The following is a 15,143-nucleotide window of genomic DNA, read 5'->3' as shown; positions in this document are numbered from 1 at the left end:
TCAGTAATGTGGCGGGGGCGTTTCTTCGTCTTCCCGCCGGATGTTCGATGGCGAGATATCCTTTAACTGCTTGTGCAGCATTTTCTTTGCATCCCACAGCTCCCGAATATCCATCTCCTGCCTGGCCACCTGATCGCTCAACGTGTTGATCAGCTCATCCTGGAACGCAAGTCGCATTTCCAGTTCAGCAAGCCGTTGTTCCAGAGAATTTTTGCTCATGAGGTTTGGTCAGCCCTTTCGGTAATCTGGTATCATGCCGCCTTTTACCGCCTATGGCAGGATAATCCGAACTCCTGAGCCTTAGCGGCGTTCACCGGCCAGACATGCCATGTTACCCGATGTCTGGCTTTTTATCGTTAGTGTTAAACCATGGAGAATAACCAACCAATGCGTAATCCAGCCAAAGCGATCCTTGTCGCCATTCTGATCGCGATTCCGGCACCGTTTGTCCTCGGCCTTCTGCTGACCACCACTCCGGAACCCCTCAAGATTCTGGCGATGGGCCAGGGCCTGGAAGCTCTGGGCAGCCAGGGTGGCGTAGCGGCTTATCTGTTCGCGTTCGTTGTCATTGCCGTTGCTGCGTTTCTCGCAATTACCCTTGCCAGCATCCAGAGCGCCTCTCAGGGCTCCAACGCCCGAAAGGCACCCCGCGCGCCCAACCCCAGCAACCAATACGATGATGAAGAAGACGATTTTGACGACAGCACGCCCGAAGGCGATGAGGAAGGCACCGTTAAATGGTTCAACGTCAAAAAAGGTTTCGGCTTTATCGTGCGTGACAGCGGCGACGAGATCTTTGTGCATTTTCGCGCCATCCGTGGTCGCGGTCGTCGCGTACTTCGCCAGGGCCAACTGGTTCGTTTCGATGTAGTTGAAGCCGACAAAGGCCTTCAGGCAGACAATGTTTCTATCCTGAGCGACTAACCGTTCAGGTTTCTGCCAATAAAAAAGCAGCCCCCGGGCTGCTTTTTTTGTGATTTCGGCACCCGGTTAATTCCAGGCCACCAACTGTTCGCCGCGATGATCCAGCCTCCACCACTTCTCGTCTTCCACCGAGTCACCTTCCTTCCAGTCGCCCGGGCTGCAGCGGACTTCGGTATCCAAGGCTCGCCAGGCACTGCGGGCACAGTCCAGATCGCTGTTCCAGGGCAAAGCCCCGCCTTCTATCACCAGTGAGGTGAAACGCTTACCAAACGCCCCCGGATAAAGGGTAATGCGCACTCGCGCTCCACCATAGACTGCCGCTCCCTTAATGACGGAACCAACGTCCGCATCATCCAACTGCAACTCATCGAGCTGCCCCTTCAGCCAGCGCGACACGGCGCCCGGCTCAAGGTCACGAATGTAGATTTCCAGATCCTGCACCCAAGGATTCTCCCTGCCGTTGTTCGCAATGCCGCACATAGTGAACTGGCCCGGGCCTCGCTGCAACCCATCGTTCGAGTTCCTCACGCAGATCTTCCACTAGCAATCGCCTCAACGTTCCTGCACGTTTGCGCTCATGCCAGCCGACATCCATCGCAGCCTGCTCAACCATCAACGCTTCTTCCATCTGCTCTAAAGCACCGGCCTCTTCCCCCCGGGCCAACGCAACCAGAGATTGTCGCTGCCAGACTTCGCGCTGACCCGCGAGCGCCAGCGACAACACCGGGCCCCGACTGGCAAACAGATCAAGCCTGGCGCAGGCGCGTTTCACCCATTGCAGCATACCACCAGGGCCGGCGACGCAACTGCTTTGCCGGGAAGCCGCGTAGTCCAATGCGGCCGGAGATATCTGGACACTCCAGCGCTTTTCAATCGCAGGCTGATGTACCGTCAGAATAGCCTTTCGCTGACCGGCGCTCACCAAGGGCAGATCCAGGGCTTCAGGTTCCCGCCCCAACACATGCCCCAGCCGAACCTCACTGCCTGAATCGATTGCGGAACCGCGACCTACCAACAGGATTGGCCCGGACCAGCCAACCACCAGCTCTCTCATCAACCCTAAAGGCTCCGACATCAGTGTCATCAAATCCGCAGGGCTGACATTATCCAGCACCAGCACTGGCCAGCGCTCTGAGGCAGAGCCATAAGAAGGCACAACCGGTTGATCACACGAGAGCACTTCGGATTCTCTTCTTGGGTCCACCTGCACCCAGGGCAACCCAGACGTTGCCAGCAACGACTGTAACCACGAGGTTTTCCCGGCTCCCTTGGCCCCACGAACCCAGATTAATGCCTCCGGGTTGGCGGCCAACGCTACCGCTACGTCTTCTACCAGTGACAACCAGTCCAGATCGGTGATTGCTACCGGAGTGAACGAGGCATCACACCTTGCAGGCGCTCCCTCACCGTTCGCCGCAGACCAGTCACTGACCAGCTCCAGAACCGCCACATAGGCTTTATCCTGTAGCCGCTCACATTGGGAAGCCAGGGCTTTGAACAACCGGGGCCAGCCAAGCCAGGGTTCTTCTGCCGCTTCCCTGGCCGACGAGATCCAGTAGATCAACTGCGAAGACAGATCCCCATCCCCCACCACTTCGGTGACGATCGGCTGCTCACCCTGAATGGTGCGAACGAGTTCGTCCAGATCAATGCTCTGACGGCGCAGAAACGGAGGAATTGCAGGGATGGCATCGAGCAATGCCAGCAGAAAATCTTCAACTGTAATCACAGAGCCGCCCCGGCGCCCGACACTCTCTCGGGCCATCAACAGTGCGGTCTGACACTCCGGAGACAGACATCCTTGCCAATCTTCCATTGGGCCTCTCCTTCCTTGGGCTTGAGACATCGTCCTGATGCCATTTGGTCAGCCGGGAATTCTAGAACCGTGTCACGAATGTGACAACGGCTAACGCTCGTTTCTGTGAACGGAACAGCCCCTACAATGGTCTTAAGCGGCCGTGCCTGGCCACTGAAGCGGCATAACGAATACCCTGTTTACCTCCAGCCAGCGGCCTGATTCCGAATGCCTCGCCATAATAGCGAACAACTGAGGCACCCCTGCGTTCTCAACGCGCTCGAGAGCCGCCCTCGCCAATGCCGCATCCGGGGCAGCCGATTGAGCCCAGGGACCAATCCAGTCAGGCTTGAACAGAGGCACCCAGCACGAGACCTCTTGCTGACAGGCAGCGTCAATCCTCATCCAATCACCGGTCAGGTGGCCCTTCGGCACCTGTGCTGGCAGCTCAGGCAACAATCGCTCCGTGGGATAGAACAGATAGCCGGGCATGAAGATTCGAGGCGTCACCGGTTCGTTCACGCCGACACCGGCCAGCAACGTTTGGGTCTCCGGCCGTTGACACAAGCGACTTTGGTGGTTAACCAACCGCTCGGTCTTCAAGTCCAGCCGGTCCCGGGCATTGGGTCCGTACCAACGGACTCGCGTCTGTCCTGTGGCGAAGCCCAGATAGAACTTGATGGCAATCTCGTGATGCTCAAGCTGCCCGGTATCGCTATTGCGAACCAGAAAATCCAGCTCCCCCAACGTCCGCCCTTCGGCCTGTACTTGCTGATTCTGAAGCACAATCTCCCACCCGAGCAGATCCCGTAACAACACCTCGTACAACCGCTCGAAATAGTGGCCCAACCGACGCTCCGGATCTTCCGCCAGACGAGCCGGCAAAGTCTCCGGGTTCTGGTCCCACTGTGTCAGTGTCTCCAGAAACGCTGGCGACAGATGGGAAGCAGGATTAAAGCGAAAGTCATGTCGTAACAGCTGGGGCGCCAGACACAACCAGGCCAGGTGCCGAACCGCCGGCACCTCGAACGCCAGCAACGTCTCGGTAATCTCGTTTTTAGTCATAGCCGAAGAATACCGTAAACTGAGGGGTACACAATTGAGAACCTGGCCAGCCAAGGAGTACCTTATGCAATACCTGCACACCATGATCCGGGTGAGTAACCTGGACGACACGCTGCACTTCTTCTGCGATTTGCTGGGCATGGTAGAAATCAGCCGCAAGAGCAACGAAAAAGGCCGCTTCACCCTGGTGTTCCTCGCCGCCCCGGAAGACGAAGACAGGGCCCGGGAAGGCAAGGCGCCCATGATCGAACTGACCTACAACTGGGATCCGGAAGAATACACCGGCGGCCGCAACTTCGGCCATCTGGCCTTCTGCGTAGACGACATCTACGCCCTGTGCGAGAAACTCCAGACCAACGGCGTCACCATCAACCGCCCGCCCCGGGATGGCCATATGGCGTTTATCAAGACACCGGATGGCATCTCTATTGAGTTGTTGCAGCAAGGCGAGGCGCTGCCGGCTCGGGAACCCTGGGCGAGTATGGAGAATGTGGGGAACTGGTAACCTCCAGCAGGCATCCAGTTCCCCGAACGGCCACTGGCCAGCCCAACGTTAGCAAGATAACATAAGCTCTCTTTTCGGATGCCGCCAGCGCCAAAAGCTCAGGCTCGCATCCGCATCCCGTGCCCGGTGGTTGCTGTGATCCAGGGCTTGCATGGCTGTACGGGAGAACGAACCTCTTTTCTCTTGCCAGGACCACCCCAATGATTGCCAGAATTACCCAGCTCTTCCCACTCTGGGCCATACTCTTTTCTATCGTTGCCTATGTTCAGCCATCACTTTTCATCAGCTTTAAGAGCGCGATCGTTCCGCTGCTGACTCTCATCATGCTCGCCATGGGCCTGACACTGACCCCGTCCGATTTCGTCAATGCGGCCCGGCGCAAAGGCGCCATTACCCTCGGCGTGATTCTCCAATTCTCGATAATGCCGGTACTCGCACTTGTCATCAGCCTGCTGATGGGATTCAGCCCTGAACAAACGGTAGGCATGGTGCTGGTGGGTAGTGTAGCTGGCGGCACCTCATCCAATGTCATGGCTTACCTCGCCAAAGGTGACGTGGCGCTTTCCATCTCCATGACCGCAATCTCAACCTTGCTTGGGGTTTTGTTCACCCCTCTGCTGACCGGGCTGCTTGCCGGCAAATCGGTAGACGTCCCTGTTGCGGCCATGCTGATGAGCCTGGTCAAAATCGTATTGATTCCCGTCGGCATCGGCGTAGCCATCAACACCCTCGCCCGCTCCCAGATCAAACGCATCGAGCCCGCGTTGCCGCTCATTTCCATGGTCTCCATCGTCATGATCGTCGCCATTGTCGTCGCCCTTAACAAAGACAATCTTGCGGCCCACGGCGTCGCCATCGCTATTGCTGTCATCTGTCACAACGGGCTTGGGCTTGCCCTCGGCTACGGCCTCGCCCGACTCTTCGGATTTGAAGCAACCATCTGCCGCACCATCGCTTTTGAAGTGGGACTGCAAAACTCCGGATTGGCAACAGCACTGGCCATGAAATTCTTCACACCGGTGGCGGCCATTCCTGGCACTCTGTTTTCGGTATGGCACAACATTTCCGGCTCTATTCTCGCCGGCTACTGGTCGCGCCACGGGGCGGAGGAAAGCCCAGAGGCCCAGCAGGCCAGCGCAAACTGAGGCATCGAAGGCGGCCAGGCCTGGCAGGCAACATAAATGCCTGTCATTTCTGGCCGCTGGCCCAAGACCTTGGATCAACGCCCCAGCCTACTATACAGGCTTACCCGCCTTTGACCGGATAGTCGACCGATTCGATGCCGCCCCAAAAACGCAGCAAAGCACCACCGTCCTCCAACCTTTCAAGTGACTCACCGCCGTGGTTATGCCACAGGGGGACCAATGCCTTCCCGTTCTGGTTGTATGCAACTATAGGCAGATGACTCAGATCGAACGTTGATTTTACTTTGAGGAGTGCATCTAACTGCCCCTTACTAACCTTCAATGCCCCCCTGGCAACATGCTCAAAACGGGCATCATTCCCAGGTAGCTCCGCACGAACAGAGATACGTTTCATATGATAAGGCGAGGCTTTGCTATTCGGTGTATTGAAGTCAAAGCGCGGCACATTCCCTCGATACAAGGTTCGCTCGCCCACAACCTCACCACCCGTCATCATTGGTCTGGCGGCGGGTGCTGTGAACGTCATCTCTTTGGTGAGAGTGCTCATGTAGTGAAACCTGAAGCGCTCTGGCAAGGGAGCTGACGTGCGGCTGAACTCAAAGATAAAGTCGCCGTTTTTTTCGTGGGGTGGCATTGCGTCAAGGCCCTGCATCAATGCAGCTGCCATTGCTCTTCCGCTGCGGGGCGCGGTCTTCATGGCGCCCAGAACAGACTCGAAAGCAGAATGGGTCATGCGCAGACCAAACTGAGGCACCGGCTCGCCCGATTCTTCTATCGGATACCCCATAATCATTGGTCGAGCCCCTGGCGGTGTTCCACCGGTCTCGGATACCCGAATACGTACCACTTCAGCATCCCATGCTTCGATGATCAGTTTAAGCCCGGCGTTTTCCAGTTCCATCGCCTTATCCTTCTTATCGAGAAGGACCGAATACTCTTGATCAGGTAAGGTTACCGGAGCCTTAAATTCAATCACGCTCACCCGCTCTAGCTGATCCTGAGTCATCTGGTGACGAAGGAAAGGAATTCTCGCGCCGGCAGGCGCGCCACCGACCGAAGATTTGAGCACTCTGAAGTCGGGATTAGGAATTGCATTTTCCGTTACCGGTTCGCCACCTGTATCCAGCAACCGAACTCGGGTAACCGGATGGATCGTTGCCTCCTGAAGATTGGAGGAATTCACCTGTGACTCAACCCCCTCGCCCCGTCCATAGCCATAATCAAACGGTTCCAGACCAAACCACAACAGGGTTCTCTGGATCTCATCGAGGGTCGTCTCCACCGGTTCCGGACTGAAAGGGGGTTTGAAGTAGTCGTTAAAGACAGCGTTCGAGGTATCGATGGGGCGAGATTGCAACGATATTTTGGCCATAGACAGCAGTCTCTCGGTGTCTGGCCCTGGATCAACCTCTGACTGCCTGACCTTCAGGCGACTGGTAATCTGAAAGGTTACCCCTTGGCGCTGCTCTTCAGTGCTTATCTGAACACTAGCCTGCCGCGGCCAGCCTGTTGTGCGTTCAAGCTCGAGGTAGCCAGCAACGCTAAAACTATTTGTGGTTGAATCTACATCCGCCGGCAGATCTTGCTCTCCGACGGTTGCAAATTCCAGAGTCACCGTCTGACTATCCAGCTGAGTAACTTCGAACTGCATTCCCTGAAGGATTGCCCCGCCCCATTGTTGATTCTCAGTCTGCCAGGATAATCCAATCGCCAGATCTTCATTTGGAAACTGGCCTGGATACCAAGGAAAAACACTCAGGCTGCGAAGAAGTAGAGTCCGCAGAGCGTCTGGCCGATCATTAATGCTCGTCAGGGCATCCGGATTCTGGTGAGTGCTCTCTTTGAGCACACCATGAACACTGACCTGCTCTACAACTCCAGACCGCAAAAAATCGACCAGAAGTTTTTCACTACTGCTTTGTGCCTCGCCCGACTCGGTGTCTGCAAGTGTCCGCCCACGTCCTCGTTCCACAGCTTTCACCACACCGGACTGGAGCTCAACCACGCCAGCATCCACACCAAGCACTTCGCTGCGCAGAACACTGGTCATCCTGTTAACCGACCCACCTCTGCCAGACACCCCGATTTCCGTGGTCTGATCAACCGCAAAATATCGGACGGGTTCTACCCCGCAACTTCGGCCATATGGCCTACCGCGTGGACGATATCTACGCCCTGTGCGAGAAACTCCAGGCCAACGGCGTCACCATCAATCACCCACCCTGGGATGGCCATATGGCGTTCATAAAGACACCGGACGGCATTTCCATTGAGTTGCTACAGAAAGGCGATGCGTTGCCGGTTCGGGAACCTTGGGCGAGTATGGAGAATGTGGGGAGTTGGTAAAGCAACTTCGATTCTGTAATGGCGTCGGTTTTCGGTCCAGCCATTACAGAATCGCGCCGAAAGTGAGGGTTTCGGCCGGTGCGACGGGCATGTTCAGCGGTGACGGCATCTAGTGTCGAATGGTTCCAGCCTCGGTACATCGTGCAATTGCTGCGCGGTACCCAAGTAGCGCTGAGGCTGGCCCGATAACGCCACCAACTCCTCCTTCTTATGGCTCACCCCTCCTCAATGAGGTCTGGCTCAATTGCTCAGTAGCACTCTAATCCCCTAGCGCTATACTGACTATGTAACGAACACCACTCTTTTCCTCAAATCTAACCAAAAAAGAACGGTTAGTAGTCAATTGGTCATAAATTAAAGGGCTCAGGCCAGAGACGCGACACACGTCTTCATCAAGATAGTAGTTTTCCTTTTCTTCATCTTGGAAAACAAAGCAGAACTTTTTATCCTGCGTTTCACCAACGAACTGCACAGTTTTCATATCAACTAGCGCACCTTTTCCGACTTCATATAAATAACTTTCCCCGAGTTTTCGGGCAGCCAATGTTGAGTTAGAATCTGCGTTCCCCCCCCGGAATAAAGCCTACCGGCCCTAGATTGCTGAGGTGCCACCTCGCCGATCAAAACTTTCGCAGCTTTCTGAATACGAACATCTACCAGATTATCCATTGTGTTATAAACGGATCGGCCCGAAGCATCATAGAACGGACTAAGCGCCAAATGCTGACGTGCATGCTGTAAGTTATTCGGAATTTTTCCTACGGCAACGAAAGCACCTTCTTTTGCAGCATCGCCTCCGTAGAATCTTACTCCGTCGACGTCCTGCAGCAATTCGATTTCAAGCGCCCTATTGTTGGCAAACCCGAGTTTTTCCGGCGTATCAACCTGATTTATCACCCTATAGCTGCCCTCAGGCAGCGAACGAAGGCTAGCCTGAAGTTCAGTGTTTATTGAACTATCAGGTGAACGTTTCTCGTATGCCGCCAACCCCAACGGATCCACCCACCCCGTCGGATTAGGCACATACTGATAATTATTCAACCCACCCGCAAGACCAATCGGGTCCGGTGTGATAAATCGTCCGGTATTCGGGTTGTAGTATCGATGCCGGTTGTAATGCAGGCCGGTTTCCGGGTCGTGGTACTGGCCCTGGAAGCGGAGCGGGTTGTCGATTTCTGCGACTTGTTGCTGAACCACATTACCGTAGGCGCGGTAGGTCACCGACCAAACGAGTTCGCCCTGCTGGTTGGTCAGTTCCTGGGGTGTTCCCAAATGGTCCAGGTGGTAGTAATAGACTGCGGCTTCTTCCGGGCCGTGGCCATCTAACAGCGCCAGGGGTTTGAAGCTGTCAGGCTCGTATAAATAGGTGCGGTACTGATCCCCGGTTTCTTCAGCAATGAGGCGGTCGCCCTGCCAGAGAAATTCGGTTCGTGTCAGGCCGTTGGTTTTGGCGATACGGCGGCCGAAGGCGTCGTATTCGTAGTGCCAGGTGTTGCCATCCGGGGTGGTGATGCTCGTGAGTTGGTGCTCGCAGTCGTAGGTATACCGGGTGACCAGTTTCTGGCCTTTGCCTCGACGTTCCTCAATCAGGTTGCCGAATTCGTCGTATTCGAAGTAGCTGTCACCGTGCATGGTAAGCCGGTTACCGCGCACATTGGCAGATTGACCGCTTGAAGCCCCCAGGTTTTGCTCCAGGAGGTTGCCGGCCGGGTCGTGTATGAGTTGCTCATAGAGATCGCCTCGCACGCCCACCAAACGATCCATCGGATCGTAGACGTATTGTCTGAGCCCTTTGCGGCTGTCCTGGATGCTCTTGAGGTTGCCGTTGGGATCGTACTGGTAGTCGCGCTGAGCGCTGATGTCTTTGAGGCGGCCCTGATGAATCCGGTGCTGGGTCAGGCGGCCTTCGTCGTCATAGACATAGGCACTCAGCAGATCACCCTGTTGCCGTTCGATTTCCTCGCCGGTGGAAGCCATTCTGTGGCGGGTCAGCGGTTGGCCATTCAGGTCGATGCCTGACAACAACCCGGCTGCGTCCCGGTGGTAAGCCAGCGCCTGGCCGTCCGGCAGTACCATTTCGTTCAGGCGATCAAATTCATCATAACGATAACGAAGGCTGGCCCAGCCCTGATGTTCGGTTTTCAACAAACCGAATTCGTCGTACTCGAATGCCAACGGCCAGTGGCCATCATCAACCCCGATCAGTTTGCCGTCCGCGTTATAGCCGTACTGAATCTCGCGGCCATCGGGTAGCGTCTTCTTCAGCAACTGGCCGAGTTCATCCCGCTCATAGGCAGTGGTTTGCAGGACCTCACTGGAAGTGCCGTACTCAGCCTTCTCCGTCAGATGGCCATTCAGGTCATACTGGTAAGCGGTGCGACGGCCATCAAACGCACTCTCCTGTTTGACCAACCCGTTCGGGTAATAGTCGATGCGGTAGGCTTCACCTCGCTCATTTTCGATGTGAGTCAGCAGGAACCGGTGGTGATCATAACGGTAACGAAGCTCGCTGCCGTCCGGGTTGATGCGACGAGTGAGCAGGTGAAGATTGTTGTCATCCTCGTAACGGGTTTCCCGCCCTTGCTCGTCCACAAAACGGGTGACCTTGTTGTACGCATTGTACTTGTAATGACGAGACCGGTTGGCTGAGAGTATTTCTTCTGTAACTCGTCCAAGGCCATCGTACCGGTATCGGGTAATGGCACCCCGGGCGTCCTTCTTGGCCAGAAGCTGGCCAAACTCATCGTAGCGGTATTGGTAGAACGCCCCGGTGGGAGTAGTTTCCTCAATCAGCTGGCCCTGGCTGTTCCAGCACCACTTGTGAGCACGACCGTCCGGGCCGGTTTTGCTCTGTCTCGCCCCATTTCATTTACAGAGTCTAACATCAGGTGAGGTTCCAACTACCTTGACAGAGGGGGGGATCGATCAGTTAAATCGTCCTGGCCACACGTATAGATGTGGCTCGACCCTATGAAACCGGGCACCACTCCACACCGGTGAGCATACCCGCCAGCCGAATCTTGGCCTGCTTGTCCCCCGCACGAGCATTGACCACGACCTCGCCGCTCGCCCGGTCGTATTGGAGGTGAGTGACGGTCGTCGCATGCTCCAGAAAATCTTCGGGGAGCACCTGCCAGGTTTCGCCATTCCAGATTTCCACCCTTGGAGCTTCCGTCAACGAAAGACGCAGGGTGCCTTTGCCCTCAAACAGCACCAGATCTCCCTGCAAGGCCCACTCGCCGGCACCAACGATATCAATGCTGCGCTCGCCTACCGCAAGCCGAGTCAACTCAATGTCTGGAAACCACTGTGCAGGCATCAGATCCATTGCCAGGGTGTCAGTCATGACTCACCTCCGGCTCTCCATCGAAGCGAGACAGCCACTCCTGATACTCAGGGGCATTGAAAACTTTCGCACCATCCACCCGCCCCATAGCTATCCCATCATGATCAGTGGAACGAATCGGTCGCAAGACTTGCGCTGCCTTTCGATAGGGGGCCACATCCAGGCTCTGCTCTCGGTCTCCAAGAAGAGGCTTGGAACCGGCTTGTATTATCACGCCGCCGTCGTAGGATGACATCCAACCATCTGGCAACGTTTCCTGCAATACAGCCTCACCACCGAGTTGATCCACATAGGGTTGGCAGATAGCCGTAAGCCAATTGGGGGTTTTAATGTTGCAAACCAAATCATCGGAATGAGATATCCGATCACTGATATTCAGTCCAGGGAAACGCTGACCTAACTGATACACCAAGGGGTCTACCCGGGTTTCATAACCATGAGAAATAGCCAAACCAAATCCCGCATAGGCTTGTTCGGCGTTCAGCAAGCTACACCAACGATTGAATACAGATGGCAGTTTTTCCTCACGATCCATGAAGAAGTCGATGGGGAAATGCATATAGATATACGACAAGAAACTATCAAGGGACGCAGCCCCTTCATCCCCTTTATTTACTCTCCTACCAAGTGACACCACATCCACATCGGAGGCGTCGGTCTTCTTTTCCCCACCATGGAAAACAAACTCCCACTGTTCGTCCTGCGGTACATCCAACAACCACTCATCCGGGTATGGGTAAGGCGTTTTCTTCAGGCTTTTCCAGCGACCGGTATTCGGGTTGGTGGTCCACTTGAATTCCTGGCCGAAATACTCCCGGTATTCATTGAAGACCGCCAGTACCGCCTCCCGGACATCCGCACGCCAGGCATTACGGAAGTATATTTCCACGTTCAAGCTAAGTTTAAGCATGACACCATCGGCGTCTTCCACAGTCATCAGTTCTTTCAGTTCATCCACGGTAAGTCTTCCCCTGTCCTGAAGCTTAAAATGCGGCTCCGATGCGCTCCAAGCTTGGACGCAATGATGACATCCTCTGCGCAACGAGTTTGGCGGCTTCACTGCTTCCACGAACCACAGTAGAGGTTCCCCGGTAAAAACGGGCGCTCTGGAGCGCCGCCCTCGCCCCCAGAGGTGCCAGCAGAACATCGTCCGCCGTTCCGATCCCGGTGGCATCATCCAGCACCAGCGCTGTCATCGCAACGCCGATGGCCAACACTTCCAACCCGAGCAACAACGAATCACCCAGCCCATGCTCTTCTTCCTGCTCATACAAATCCCGCGCAGGCTGCAAGGAGTCTTCAGGTACCAATTGCTGTTCTGTACCGTTGCACTTGCAAGTGTCCTCGTTGAGTTCGTGCAAGCCATTTCGAGAACCAGCAATCCGTCTATAGGCTTCTGCCTGTCCGTCTCCCCAGCGGTCCCCTCGAAATTTGACCTCCACCACCCCCAGCAGGTTGTCCTGAGTTGGCAACCCGGCAGCGTCTCGCAGAACTACGGCATCCGGTATACGAAGCTCGCCTTTACTGTATTGCTCAATCTCATCTTTGAGCAACGCATCGGCCGGAGTCTTTAGGTTTCGAATCCTATTAATCATATGACCAAAGTTGCGGATCGGTTCAGCCGTTTCTTGCCCCATTCTATCCTTGAGCATTAGTGGCTGTGGAACTAGCCCCGGCGCCAAGGGCATGTAATACCCAACCTGCGGCCGGATACCGGTATCCGAGACCTGGTTCACCGCATCCAGGGAAGCATCGACACACATCTGCTTCATGTTGCGGCCGGTCTGGGACTGCATGGGGTTGACGCTGCAAAAGCAGACGAAGCTGCAAATAAACGCCAGTTTGGGGGTTATGTCGTTACAGATCGGGCATTGCTCGGTGGCTGTCATCCTTGATCACTCCAACGTTGTTTACGGCGCTTGCTGATCAGGGCCGTTTCGTCATACGACGGCATCCAGTCCGGGTCGTGGTGGGGGGCGTAGTGGTCCGTCTGTTCGGCCAGGTCGCGTTCGATGTCAACCAAAGCCTGCGCCAGATTCGCTGATGCCAGGAGTTCCTCTGCCCGGGCAGCCCGATAAAAGTGGGAACAGCGCTCTAAGCACAGTTGGCAGAAAGTGAGTGTTTCCTGGGGACTTGGCGCCTCATGCCATCGATAGATCGCCTGTACGGTCTCGTCAATCCGTTGAACGACAATCTCATTCGCCAGATGCATAAGCCGCCAGGTCATTGACTGGTTTAATTGCACCACCGCCTGTTGCACCCGGTGGCGATGGTAGATCGGTCTCATGGCCTGGATGTGTTGCTCAGTTAACCGAAGCCATAAAGGCTTAAGCGTTTGCCAAGTCGACTGCGCCCCCCGTTCAACAGACTCACTGAGCCAACAGGCCTCTTCACCCAGTTGTCGGGCGGCCCACTGGGTTACGGGACCGGCAAAGGTCTGCTGCTCGGACACACTCAGCGATTGCCAAAAGACAGGCAGGATGTCCGGATCGTAAAAACGGCACAGCACCTCGCTGTCATTTTCATCAACAAGGGTGAGAGACTTTCGTAAATGGGCTGCCAACTCCGCCAAGTTTGCATCGGCAGTCAGCAATACCCCCCAGTTGTTTGATGGGGAGGACTGGTGCGCCCAGCTCAGGAATTTATGGTCGGGGTTAATCTCGGCCAGTATCGGGGACACCTCTAAGAGGTGTGCAAAGGGTGTTCCGTTGTACAGGGGAATGCTGTCGCTGGTTCCCGCCAGTTCGTACCACTTTGCCCTTAACCCAGGTAACGCCGCATCTACAATAACAAAGGCCCGCTGGCCACTGGAAAACGGCCATTTCATACGCGGCCCCCTTGTGTCATGCGCTCAGAGCAGATTTTGCAGAAGGGCTTTCCGTTCACAGCGGCCTGTTTAATGGCTATCGCCTGCCCTTCGGTTTCCGCAAAGCCGGTTGGCAGGAAGACCGATTCAACCATCTCGTAAACATTTTTTTCCACATCCTGCGGCAACACTGGCCCACTCGCTCCCTGCCCCGAACCACTCCCCGGGCTGCCCCCGGAATTAATCTTGATCCCCGGCCCGCTCAACGTAACCCCGCTGGGGTCCAGCTTGATAAAGCTCCCGCCCCCGGAAATCGTCAGCTCTGCCCCGGCATCCAGCACCACCTTGGCACCGGCCTTGTGATGCACTTCGGTGCCAGCTTCTGAGGCCATGGTGCGGGCGGTTTTCTGATGGTAGGTGCCGCCCACGGCCTGACTGCAGTCTGCGCCAACGGACAGCCGGTTTTCACCGTCGGTGGTGCAATGGTCCGCCGCTTTGATGTGGCTGAACTGGTGGTTCTCCACCGTCAGGTGGCTGTCGTTCCTGATGACTTCGGTGCGGTTGTTTTCCGTCAGCAGGTCCAGGTCTTTCTGGGCGTGCACGTAGATCTGTTCTTTGTCCGCTTCGTCTTCAAAGCGCAGTTCGTTGCTGCCCTCGCCCTTGTGGGTTTTGGTCTTCAGGGTGGTCCGGGTTTTGTGTTCCGGCAGCGCGTACGGCGGTGTGTTGGTAGCGTGGTAGGTTCTTCCGGTGATGATGGGCTGGTCCGGGTCGCCGTCGAGGAAAGACACGATGACTTCGTGGCCGATTCTGGGCAGGGCCATAAAGCCGTATTGGCCGCCGGCCCAGCCCTGGGCCACGCGCAGCCAGGCGCTGCTGTGTTCGTCGTTCTTGGAGTAGCGGTCCCACGGGAATCTTACTTTCACCCGGCCGTATTGGTCGCAGTGGATTTCTTCACCCTCGGGCCCGGTGACGAGGGCCATCTGGGGGCCGTCCATCATGGGTTTGTGGTTGCACAGGGGGCGCCAGGTTTTGTCGGCCGGAACGGCACTGAAGGTGTTGTGGTAGCTGGTGGGTTCGCTGCCGCCCTCTTCTTCCAGGGCCTGGGGCTGTTTGCCGGTGTGGGTGATGGCGGTCAGCAGCCATTCGCGGTTCAGGGTCTGGCTGTCGTGGTCCTGCAGTTCCACTTTGGCGCCGGGGGTGAAGTCTGGCCG

At 56.0% G+C, this 15,143-nt stretch carries 15 protein-coding genes and 1 pseudogene; 4 read left to right on the top strand and 12 right to left on the bottom strand.

Annotated elements, in window-relative coordinates; genetic code table 11:
* Window positions 1–219 (bottom strand): SlyX family protein, encoded by a 219-nt coding sequence (locus tag K325_RS0117540; protein ID WP_029655564.1) that lies wholly within the window; start codon window positions 217–219, stop codon window positions 1–3.
* A gap of 168 nt (window positions 220–387) precedes the next feature.
* Between K325_RS0117540 and K325_RS18885 the strand changes: the two genes are divergently transcribed.
* On the top strand, window positions 388–924 hold the full coding sequence (locus K325_RS18885; protein WP_029655563.1) for a cold-shock protein: 537 nt from the start codon (window positions 388–390) through the stop codon (window positions 922–924).
* A 66-nt stretch (window positions 925–990) separates the two neighbouring features.
* Here K325_RS18885 and K325_RS0117530 read toward each other — a convergent pair whose 3' ends face one another.
* From K325_RS0117530 to K325_RS0117520, 3 genes are all read right to left on the bottom strand, one after another.
* The gene (locus K325_RS0117530; RefSeq protein ID WP_029655562.1) at window positions 991–1,365 is read right to left on the bottom strand and encodes a hypothetical protein; all 375 of its coding nucleotides are present in this window, start codon (window positions 1,363–1,365) and stop codon (window positions 991–993) included.
* A complete protein-coding gene (locus tag K325_RS0117525) occupies window positions 1,337–2,740 on the bottom strand; it encodes a hypothetical protein (protein WP_029655561.1) in 1,404 nt (467 codons plus the stop codon). Before K325_RS0117525 ends, K325_RS0117530 begins: the two co-directional genes overlap by 29 nt.
* A gap of 132 nt (window positions 2,741–2,872) precedes the next feature.
* Window positions 2,873–3,784, bottom strand: a complete 912-nt coding sequence (locus tag K325_RS0117520) for a DUF1853 family protein (protein WP_029655560.1) — start codon at window positions 3,782–3,784, stop codon at window positions 2,873–2,875.
* A gap of 64 nt (window positions 3,785–3,848) precedes the next feature.
* Between K325_RS0117520 and gloA the strand changes: the two genes are divergently transcribed.
* Window positions 3,849–4,289, top strand: a complete 441-nt coding sequence (gene gloA / locus K325_RS0117515) for a lactoylglutathione lyase (protein ID WP_029655559.1) — start codon at window positions 3,849–3,851, stop codon at window positions 4,287–4,289.
* A gap of 200 nt (window positions 4,290–4,489) precedes the next feature.
* Window positions 4,490–5,434 (top strand): bile acid:sodium symporter family protein, encoded by a 945-nt coding sequence (locus K325_RS0117510; protein WP_029655558.1) that lies wholly within the window; start codon window positions 4,490–4,492, stop codon window positions 5,432–5,434.
* 100 nt (window positions 5,435–5,534) lie between these two features.
* Here the strand turns inward: K325_RS0117510 and K325_RS18150 are convergent, their stop codons facing one another.
* Window positions 5,535–7,484 (bottom strand): hypothetical protein, encoded by a 1,950-nt coding sequence (locus K325_RS18150; protein WP_156836631.1) that lies wholly within the window; start codon window positions 7,482–7,484, stop codon window positions 5,535–5,537.
* A gap of 62 nt (window positions 7,485–7,546) precedes the next feature.
* Here K325_RS18150 and K325_RS0117500 point away from each other — a divergent pair, with 62 nt between their 5' ends.
* A complete protein-coding gene (locus K325_RS0117500) occupies window positions 7,547–7,780 on the top strand; it encodes a VOC family protein (protein WP_265596849.1) in 234 nt (77 codons plus the stop codon).
* A 259-nt stretch (window positions 7,781–8,039) separates the two neighbouring features.
* Here K325_RS0117500 and K325_RS0117495 read toward each other — a convergent pair whose 3' ends face one another.
* The 7 genes and pseudogenes from K325_RS0117495 to K325_RS0117465 form a co-directional block, all read right to left on the bottom strand.
* Window positions 8,040–8,261 (bottom strand): hypothetical protein, encoded by a 222-nt coding sequence (locus K325_RS0117495; RefSeq protein WP_029655556.1) that lies wholly within the window; start codon window positions 8,259–8,261, stop codon window positions 8,040–8,042.
* 476 nt (window positions 8,262–8,737) lie between these two features.
* Window positions 8,738–10,618: pseudogene (locus tag K325_RS0117490) on the bottom strand (RHS repeat-associated core domain-containing protein); the annotation flags it as partial.
* Window positions 10,619–10,748: 130 nt separating this feature from the next.
* On the bottom strand, window positions 10,749–11,126 hold the full coding sequence (locus tag K325_RS0117485) for a hypothetical protein (RefSeq protein WP_029655554.1): 378 nt from the start codon (window positions 11,124–11,126) through the stop codon (window positions 10,749–10,751).
* The gene (locus K325_RS0117480; protein WP_029655553.1) at window positions 11,119–12,084 is read right to left on the bottom strand and encodes a type VI immunity family protein; all 966 of its coding nucleotides are present in this window, start codon (window positions 12,082–12,084) and stop codon (window positions 11,119–11,121) included. The genes K325_RS0117485 and K325_RS0117480 overlap by 8 nt, the downstream gene beginning before the upstream one ends.
* Window positions 12,085–12,109: 25 nt before the next feature.
* The gene (locus K325_RS0117475; RefSeq protein ID WP_029655552.1) at window positions 12,110–13,015 is read right to left on the bottom strand and encodes a VRR-NUC domain-containing protein; all 906 of its coding nucleotides are present in this window, start codon (window positions 13,013–13,015) and stop codon (window positions 12,110–12,112) included.
* Window positions 13,012–13,953, bottom strand: coding sequence for a DUF4123 domain-containing protein (locus K325_RS0117470; RefSeq protein WP_029655551.1), 942 nt, complete (start codon window positions 13,951–13,953; stop codon window positions 13,012–13,014). Before K325_RS0117470 ends, K325_RS0117475 begins: the two co-directional genes overlap by 4 nt.
* A partial coding sequence (locus K325_RS0117465) for a type VI secretion system Vgr family protein (RefSeq protein ID WP_036193798.1) occupies window positions 13,950–15,143 on the bottom strand: 1,194 nt, incomplete at its 5' end. The genes K325_RS0117465 and K325_RS0117470, both read right to left, overlap by 4 nt.

This window comes from Marinobacter daepoensis DSM 16072 (assembly GCF_000421165.1).
Taxonomy (GTDB): Bacteria; Pseudomonadota; Gammaproteobacteria; order Pseudomonadales; family Oleiphilaceae; genus Marinobacter; species Marinobacter daepoensis.
This window is presented reverse-complemented; position numbering and strand designations above follow the sequence as displayed.